This window comes from Methanohalobium sp., assembly GCF_018609725.1.
Lineage (GTDB): Archaea > Halobacteriota > Methanosarcinia > Methanosarcinales > Methanosarcinaceae > Methanohalobium.
Genome location: NZ_JAHENT010000117.1, coordinates 36,813 through 42,812, shown reverse-complemented (window position 1 = coordinate 42,812; position 6,000 = coordinate 36,813). Strand labels below are relative to the sequence as shown.

Annotated in this window: 5 protein-coding genes; 1 reads left to right on the top strand and 4 read right to left on the bottom strand. The window is 36.8% G+C overall.

What is annotated here, in order from left to right:
• Positions 1–459: 459 nt before the first annotated feature.
• The 4 genes from pstB to QZ276_RS08045 form a co-directional block, all read right to left on the bottom strand.
• On the bottom strand, positions 460–1,275 hold the full coding sequence (pstB, locus tag QZ276_RS08060) for a phosphate ABC transporter ATP-binding protein PstB (RefSeq protein ID WP_292486963.1): 816 nt from the start codon (positions 1,273–1,275) through the stop codon (positions 460–462).
• Between the two features lie 6 nt (positions 1,276–1,281).
• Positions 1,282–2,133 (bottom strand): phosphate ABC transporter permease PstA, encoded by an 852-nt coding sequence (pstA, locus tag QZ276_RS08055; protein ID WP_292486961.1) that lies wholly within the window; start codon positions 2,131–2,133, stop codon positions 1,282–1,284.
• Complete coding sequence (gene pstC / locus QZ276_RS08050) at positions 2,134–3,042, bottom strand: phosphate ABC transporter permease subunit PstC (RefSeq protein WP_292486959.1); 909 nt, start codon at positions 3,040–3,042, stop codon at positions 2,134–2,136.
• A gap of 148 nt (positions 3,043–3,190) precedes the next feature.
• Positions 3,191–4,219 (bottom strand): PstS family phosphate ABC transporter substrate-binding protein, encoded by a 1,029-nt coding sequence (locus QZ276_RS08045; protein WP_292486957.1) that lies wholly within the window; start codon positions 4,217–4,219, stop codon positions 3,191–3,193.
• A gap of 239 nt (positions 4,220–4,458) precedes the next feature.
• On the opposite strand from QZ276_RS08045, the gene QZ276_RS08040 reads away from it, so the two are divergent.
• Positions 4,459–5,991 carry a 2-isopropylmalate synthase gene (locus QZ276_RS08040; protein ID WP_292486965.1) on the top strand — a complete coding sequence of 511 codons (1,533 nt, stop codon included), beginning with the start codon at positions 4,459–4,461 and terminating at the stop codon, positions 5,989–5,991.
• The last annotated feature ends 9 nt before the right edge of the window (positions 5,992–6,000 follow it).

The window sequence follows — 6,000 nt, the reverse complement described above, 5'->3', positions numbered from 1 at the left end:
ATCAACCAGAATTTTAGATGAAAAATTTGGTCGAACTCACTATTGGTCATACCAACTTACTTAAGTCCACCTGGTATATTACAATCATAGAAATTGCAGGGTTAATTCAGTAACTGAACAGTCCAGCTTTCCCTTTGATAGCGATTGTATAGAATAACAACCACCACCAGTCAAGATTAACCGAACTGGCAGATCCAACGTCAGACAGGAAAAAACTCCTATCTCCACTTATGGAGGTGATGAGCAACCTCTGATATAGGTTGTTCATGTTATATATAATTTATGTCTCCACCTCATACATAGATGAGGTTTATTTAACGAATAATCAAAATTTGTGATGTTCAAATTTTAACCCTTTACGACTCATAAATTGATGCATCGTTCGCACCAACTCGCCTCATAAAGAGCATCCTCACAACAACATCTTAATATATAAAAGTTACGGTCAGGATGTCTCATTCATCCAAACCTTCCAGTTATATACTCTTCAGTCATTCTTTTATCAGGATTTTCAAAAAGCTTCTTGGTTTTGGAATATTCTATTAATTCACCCAGATGGAAGAAGGCTGTATAATCACTGACTCTTGCAGCTTCCTGCATATTATGAGTTACTATTACTACAGTATAATTCTTTTTAAGTTCATGAATTAAATCTTCAATCTTAGACATTGCTACAGGATCAAGAGCAGAGGCTGGTTCATCCATCAGTAAAACTTTAGGTTCAACTGCTAAAGCTCTGGCAATACACAACCTCTGCTGCTGACCTCCGCTAAGGTCCATAGCTGAAGCATCAAGCCGATCCTTTACCTCATCCCAAAGAGCCGCATTCTTCAAACTTTTCTCTACAACTTCATTTAATTTGGTCTTATCATTAACACCATGCACCTTGGGACCATAAGCAACATTTTCATAGATAGATTTGGGGAATGGATTAGGCTTTTGAAATACCATCCCAACTTCTTTTCTTAATGTTGCCACATCAATATCTCCTTCATAGATATTTATCCCATCATAGATGATACTTCCTTCAATTCTAACATTTGGAATCCTATCATTCATCCTGTTTAATGTGCGCAGAAAAGTTGATTTACCACAACCACTTGGACCAATGATAGCAGTTACCTGTTTTTCAGGTATTTCTAAAGTTATCTCATTTAATGCATGAGTTTCACCATACCATAAATTAAGATTTTCTACATCAATGATGGGATTATTAAAAGATTTAACATTTGCAGAATCTCCTGCTAATGCTTCCTCTACATTTATATTTGGCATTAAGTTTCACCTTTGGAACCTATTTCGAATTAGTATAGCCACTGAATTCATGGTTAAAAGTACAATCAGTAGCAATAATATACCTGCAGAAGCAACACCTTCCTGGAAAGCATATTGAGGCTGCCCGACCCATGCATAGATTTGCAGAGGCATTGCACTGAAAAGACTGAATATACCATCAGGCGCTGAATACATAGAAGTAGCAGCCCCTATCATAATCAAAGGTGCTGTTTCACCTATTGCTCTGGACAATGACAAAATTGTTCCAGTCATTATACCAGGCAAGGCCTCAGGAATAACTATTTTTCTAATTGTCTGCCATTTGGTAGATCCTATTCCATAGGAAGCATCCCTGAGCGAATCAGGTACTGCTCTTATAGCCTCCTGTGACGATACAATCACAATAGGAAGAATTAAAAGCGTAAGTGTTAAAGCACCTGCAATAAGACTTCTCCCCATATTTAACGCTCTAACAAATAGAGCCAGCCCAAGTAAACCATAAACTATAGAAGGTACAGCTGCTAAATTCGATATATTTAATTCAATTATATTTTTGATTCGACTTTGCCCCGCATATTCCTCAAGATATATAGCAGTTCCTACACCAAGCGGAAATGAAAAAACTGCTACAAGCAACATCAGATAAATAGATCCTATAAGTGCTGGATATATACCCGCTTCTTCAGGAAACCTAGATGGCGAATTGAATATAAACGCAAGGTCAAACCAACCTGTTGCATCTTCCAACACGCTATAGACCAATATTGCAAGGGACGCCACACCAACGCACGTTGCAATTACAAGTAAAAACAGGAATATTTGCCCTTTTAAGTCCCCTTTATTTGATCTAACATCCATTCAGTATTTCTCCTTGTATCTTGATTTAAGATACTGACTAACCATATTCATTGCAAGTGTAATTACAAACAACAAGAGACCTATCGCAAAAAGCGAATCATATGCAGCTGTCCCAGCTGCTATGTCCCCTTCAGCAACTTCAACCATTGCAGCGGTCATTGTCTCTATAGATTTTAGAGGGTCAACTGACATGTTTGCAAGTCTGCCAGCTGCAATAGTTACTGCCATTGTTTCACCTATAGCTCTTGATATGCCCAGTATAAACGAAGAAAGAATACCAGAAATAGATGCAGGTACCACAATGCCGGTTGTCACATTAAATTTTGATGCTCCAAGCGCATATCCTCCATCCCTCAGGTCATCCGGTACAGAACTCATAGCATCTTCACTAAGACTGGATATCATAGGAAGTATCATAATACCTACTACTATTCCAGCGCTTAACGCATTGTACAGACTTATTTCAGGAAATATGGTCTGTAGCACTGGTGTTATAAAAGTCAATGCAAAAAAACCATAGACTACTGTAGGGATACCTGCCAATACTTCAAGAACAGGTTTTACCACTTTTCTTACTTTCTTATCTGCATATTCACTTAAATAAACAGAAGTTGCAACACCTAGTGGAACTGCTACTACCGCTGATATGACAGTAATCATTAATGTTCCTGTAACAAGTGGTAATACACCAAAACTATAGGGTTTCATAGAAGGAGACCAGTTTGTACCAGTTAAAAATTCCACAATCGAAACTTCAGTAAAAAAGTTAATAGCATCCCCTAATAGAGTAGCGATTATAAGTATAGTAACCAGCAAAGATACAAAAGCACAGGAAAACAATGCCGATTTAATCGCACGTTCTTTTAAAACTTTAGGATTGGTTCTTTTAATTTTAAGCCTGTTATCCATGATTCCAGCCTTTTTTGTTGGTATCCATCAAAAAATATTTTGTTATCAGACTGTTTTATTTGTTCGTAAAACGTATATTGGCTATAAAGTTTTTACGGCTCTGCGTAATTAAAAAAATTAAAAAGTAGGAAGAATATTTGTTTATAAATCAACTTTTGTAGTTGACTTCATAATTTCCATCCATTACATTTTCAAATTTATTCATCAAATCATTTTGATGAGATTCTGTAGCTGGAACATATCCGACCTGTCTTATTATCTCACCATCAGCATTTTCTATATAGAATTTAACAAATTCTCTAAGTGTCTCATTTTCTTTAAGATGGTCGATGTTTACATAAAAATACAGAGGTCTTGACAGAGGATACTCCCCATTAGATATAGACTCTACCGTAGGTTTTACTCCGTTTATACCTATTGCTTTAACATTATCCTCATTTTGCTGATAATAGGCATAACCTAAATATCCCATTGCATTTTCTGAACCTTTTACACCCTTAATTATGAAATTATCATTTTCTGTTGTTTGGTAATCAGTTCTACTGGAATCTTCTTCACCGACTATATTTTCAGTAAAGAAATCAAAAGTACCTGATGCACTGGTTGGTCCATAAAGTTCTACATTTTTATCAGGCCACTCGGATTTTACATCACTCCATTTTTGCGGAGGATTTTCTGGACCCCAAATTTCAGCCAGTGTGTCTTTGGATACAGAATCTATCCAGTTAGCATTCTGGTTTACTACAACAGATATTCCGTCTGTAGCAACCTTAAATTCCACATATTCAATTCCATTTTCCTTGCATTTTTGTGATTCACTGGGCGTTATTGGTCTACTGGCATCGTTGATATCGGTTTCACCCTGGACGAATTTCTTGAAACCTCCACCTGTTCCCGAGGATGTTACTGAAGCTTTGACTTCAGAATGCTGTTTCTTGAATTCTTCTGCCATTGCCTGAGATACGGGATAAACTGTACTACTTCCATCAACTATAACCTGACCAGAAAGTTGTTGGTTTTCTCCATTTCCACTATCTGCGCTCTGGTCTTGTGATTGGTCATCATTCTGTCCGGTATCACTTACACATCCAGCTAAAGCAACTGAAAATGCAATAATACCGATCAACATTAATACTGTTTTCTTTACATTGGTATTTGATAATTCATCTTTTTTCATGTTGATCCCAATTCCGAATTCACAATAGGTTATATATATGTTTTCCATATAAAATATATATCTATATATATTCTCTATACTTGAATATAGGATATATAAGAAAAAGTATAAATTAAAGTGATTTTACATCAGTTACAACCTATAAATAAAAAATAAGCGATTATAATCCAAAAAGCAACGTTTTATTTTTATACTATAATTGATAATTTTATTCCAGATAACTATGGTTATAAAAGTGAATAAGAGGGATCGTTTTTTACGGGACTGAACATATCAGAAACAAACAAATAAGTATTTTTGACACCACACTTCGTGACGGAGAACAAACTCCTGGTATCTCATTAAATACAGAACAAAAGTTGAATATTGCACACCAGCTCGATAAATTAGGTGTAGATGTTCTGGAAGCAGGGTTTGCAGTTTCAACTAAAGGCGATCGTGAATCTGTACAGGCTATAGCAAATGCAGGATTAAGTCTTGATGTTTGTGGTCTTGCAAGGGTCAAAAGAGAAGACATTGACGCATGTGTAGAAACCGGCGTAGATATGATTCACACATTTGTATCTACATCTGATGTGCAGAGGATACATACCATAAATAAAAGCAAGGAAGAAGTTTTGGAGATGGCAGTTGATGCTGTGGAATACATAAAAGATTATGATATAAAATGCCTATTTTCAGCCATGGACGCCACACGCACTGATTATGATTACCTTATTGATATATACAAATCAGTTGAAAATGCAGGATGCGACATTATTAATGTACCTGATACCGTAGGAGTAATGTCCCCTTCCAGTATGTATAACCTTATAAGTGATATCAATAATAATGTAAACATACCTATTGACGTCCACTGCCACAATGATTTTGGACTGGCAGTAGCTAACAGCCTGATGGCAGTGGAAGCTGGAGCAAGTCAAACACAGGTTACTATAAACGGTCTGGGTGAAAGAGCCGGAAACGCTGATCTTGCAGAAACTGCAATGAGTTTAAACTCCATTTACGGTGCAAAGACCTACATAAACACCGAATATATAATGGAAACTGCAAAAATGATAGAGCGATATACTGGCATCAACATTCCAGCGCATATGCCTATTGTTGGAGAAAACGCTTTTGCCCACGAATCTGGAATACATACACATGGTGTACTTGAGAAGTCCGATACCTTTGAACCCGGCATAATGACTCCTGAAATGGTTGGTCAAAACCGGCGTATTGTACTTGGAAAACATGCAGGCAAACACGCAATTAAAAAATCACTAGAAACTGCAGGAATCTACCCAACAGATGAACAATTAAATGAAATAATCGACAACATAAAATCAATCGCTGATAAGGGCAAACGTATAACAGATGCCGATCTATATACTATTGCGTCCACTGTGATGGGTAAACCTTCCGGAAAAGATGCCATCAAACTGAAAGAACTTTCTGTCATGACTGGGAATATAAGTACACCTACTGCCGTTGTAAAGGCGGTTATCAGAGACAGTGAAACAATTGCATCAAACACAGGTGTAGGTCCTGTTGATGCCGCTATAAAAGCGGTAGAGGAGATAATCGGGGAATATGCTACAATAAATATTCACGATTTCCGGATAGAAGCAATCTCAGGTGGATCAGATGCTCTCGCTGAAGTTACCATTGGCGTAGAAGATGAGAAAGGAAAAATAATATCAGCACGTTCAGCAAGTGCGGATATTGTGATTGCATCAGTTGATGCTTTAATAACATCCCTAAACATTATGCTAAAAAGTAAAAGTTAATACCAGATT